The organism is Streptomyces sp. ADMS, from assembly GCF_033441795.1.
GTDB lineage: Bacteria > Actinomycetota > Actinomycetes > Streptomycetales > Streptomycetaceae > Streptomyces.
On the sequence record NZ_JAVFVX010000011.1, the window covers coordinates 123,215 to 125,775 of the forward strand.

General features: G+C 68.7%; 3 protein-coding genes. 2 read left to right on the plus strand and 1 reads right to left on the minus strand.

What is annotated here, in order from left to right; all coding sequences use genetic code 11:
• Positions 1-72 precede the first annotated feature (72 nt).
• Complete coding sequence (locus tag RB628_RS07890; protein WP_318319568.1) at positions 73-708, minus strand: TetR/AcrR family transcriptional regulator; 636 nt, start codon at positions 706-708, stop codon at positions 73-75.
• Positions 709-903: 195 nt separating this feature from the next.
• Here RB628_RS07890 and RB628_RS07895 point away from each other — a divergent pair, with 195 nt between their 5' ends.
• Together RB628_RS07895 and RB628_RS07900 are read left to right on the plus strand one after the other, a co-directional pair.
• Entirely contained in the window at positions 904-1,821 is a 918-nt protein-coding gene (locus RB628_RS07895; RefSeq protein ID WP_318319569.1) for an ABC transporter permease, read from the plus strand.
• Positions 1,814-2,561 (plus strand): ABC transporter ATP-binding protein (locus RB628_RS07900; protein ID WP_318319570.1); only part of this gene is annotated, 748 nt, incomplete at its 3' end. The genes RB628_RS07895 and RB628_RS07900, both read left to right, overlap by 8 nt.

A 2,561-nucleotide genomic window follows, 5' to 3' on the forward strand; every position in this document is an offset into this window, starting at 1 on the left:
TTCCAGCACCTTCCGCCGTCCCGCACCTCCGGCGTTCCAGCAGCTCAGCCGTCCCGCAGTTCCGGCGCTGCGTTACAGCGCTTTCAGTGCCGCCGTGGTGGCCCGGGCCAGCGACCCCAGGTACCCCTTCGGCAGCTTCGGGTTCCGGATCACCACCGAGCGCCAGTAGAGCGGCCCCGAGATCAGGTCGAGGGCCAGGTCCGCGTCGATGCCCGGGCGGACCTCCCCCCGCTGCTCCGCAGCCGCGACGATTCCGCTCGCGACCCCTTCCTGCCCCTCCCGCAGCGCCTTCTGCATGGCGTCGGCGATCTCCGGGTTGCGGGCCGCCTCCGCCTGGAGGTCGGGGATGACCTGCGAGGCCACCGGGTGGCGCAGCGCGCGGGACGTCAGCTCGTACAGCAGCCGCAGGTCGCCCTCCAGGGTGCCTGTGTCCGGCGCCGGCAGCCCCTGTACGGCGATCGCCGAGACCAGGTCGAGCACCAGGTGCAGCTTCGATCGCCAGCGCCGGTACACCGCCGTCTTGCCTACGCCCGCCCGGCGCGCGATGCCCTCGATGGACATCCGGGCGTATCCCACGGCCGCCAGTTCCTCGAACACGGCCGCCCGGATGGCCTCCGTCACGTCCTCCCGCAGTACGGCTGCTCCGGCGGGGACCCGGCGGCGGGGCTTCGCCGGTGCGGTCCCGGGCTCGTCGGCGTTCGTCGTCATGGGGACCAGCATAGGGGCGTTACGACGAGACGGTTGCGTTCCGACGCATGTTCGGAATACGCTCCCGTTGCGACGATACGGTCCCGTCCCGACGTAAGAGTATGGAAAGAAACGCGTGAGAAACCGGCGGGGGACGCCGGTAACGGGTCCGGTCTCGCACCCCCTCTCCACTCCCCCCGAGCGAAAGCAGCGGATGTGAGCCAGGTCCTCCACACACCGCCCCCGTCACGGGTCACCCCGGCCGACGACGACCTCTCGGCGCTCGCCGCCCGGTACGGCCTCTCGGTCAGCGGCGCCCGCCCCACCCTGGGCACGTACGTCCGCCAGCTGTGGGCACGGCGCCACTTCATCACCGCGTTCGCCACCGCCAAGCTCACCGCCCAGTACAGCCAGGCGAAGCTCGGCCAGGTCTGGCAGGTGATGACCCCGCTGCTCAACGCGGCGGTCTACTACTTCATCTTCGGCGTCCTGCTGGGCACCAAGCACGGCGTGCCGGACTACATCCCGTTCCTGGTCACGGGCGTGTTCATCTGGACGTTCACCCAGAGCTCGATCATGGCGGGCACCCGCGCGATCGCCGGCAACCTCGGTCTCGTACGGGCCCTGCACTTCCCGCGCGCCACGCTGCCGATCTCCTTCTGCCTTCAGCAGCTCCAGCAGCTGATGTTCTCGATGGCCGCCCTGATCGTGATCCTGCTCTGCTTCGGCATCCCGATCAGCGCCTCCTGGCTGCTGGTCATACCTGCCCTGGCACTCCAGTTCGTGTTCAACGCGGGCGTGTCGATGATCATGGCGCGGATGGGCGCGTCGACTCCGGACATCGCCCAGCTGATGCCGTTCGTGCTGCGTACCTGGATGTACGTGTCCGGAGTCATGTGGAGCATCGACAAGCTGGCCTCGAAGGACAACCTGCCGCATGTGGCGTCGGTGCTCCTTGAGACCAACCCCGCGGCGATCTACATCGACCTGATGCGCTTCGCCATGATCGACAGCTACCACGCCGGCCAGTTGCCGGCGCACGTCTGGCCGATCGCGACCGGCTGGGCGCTGCTCGCGGGCGTCGGCGGCTTCATCTACTTCTGGAAGGCTGAGGAGACGTACGGCCGTGGCTGAGAACCCGAACGCGAACCCGAACGAGCAGATCCCCACCGTCGTCGCCAACCGCGTCGACATCGTCTACCGGGTCAACGGCACGGGCGCCGGACGCGGCACCGCGACCGCCGCCCTCAACCGCATGATGCGGCGCAAGCAGAGCGAGAAGACGGCCGGTGTGCGCAGGGTGCACGCCGTCAAGAACGTCTCCTTCGTCGCCTACCGCGGCGAGGCCATCGGCCTGATCGGTACCAACGGCTCCGGCAAGTCCACGCTTCTCAAGGCGGTCGCCGGACTGCTGCCGGTGGAGAGCGGCCAGATCCACACGGACGGCCAGCCCTCCCTCCTCGGCGTCAACGCGGCCCTGATGGGCGACCTGACGGGCGAGCGCAACGTCTACCTCGGCGGCCTCGCGATGGGCATGTCCCGGGAGCAGATCAAGGAGCGCTACCAGGACATCGTCGACTTCTCGGGGATCAACGAGAAGGGCGACTTCATCACGCTGCCCATGCGGACGTACTCCTCCGGCATGGGTGCCCGTCTGCGCTTCTCCATCGCCGCCGCGAAGGACCACGACGTCCTGCTGATCGACGAGGCGCTGGCGACCGGCGACCGCTCGTTCCAGCAGCGCTCCGAGGAACGCATCCGCGAACTGCGCAAGCGCGCGGGCACGGTGTTCCTGGTCAGCCACAACAACAAGTCCATTCGCGACACCTGCGACCGCGTCCTGTGGCTGGAACGCGGCGAACTCCGCATGGACG

Excerpts from the sequence above, each read along its gene's own strand:
- RB628_RS07890 (WP_318319568.1), bottom strand. The coding sequence starts at position 708 with ATGACGACGAACGCCGACGAGCCCGGGACCGCACCGGCGAAGCCCCGC.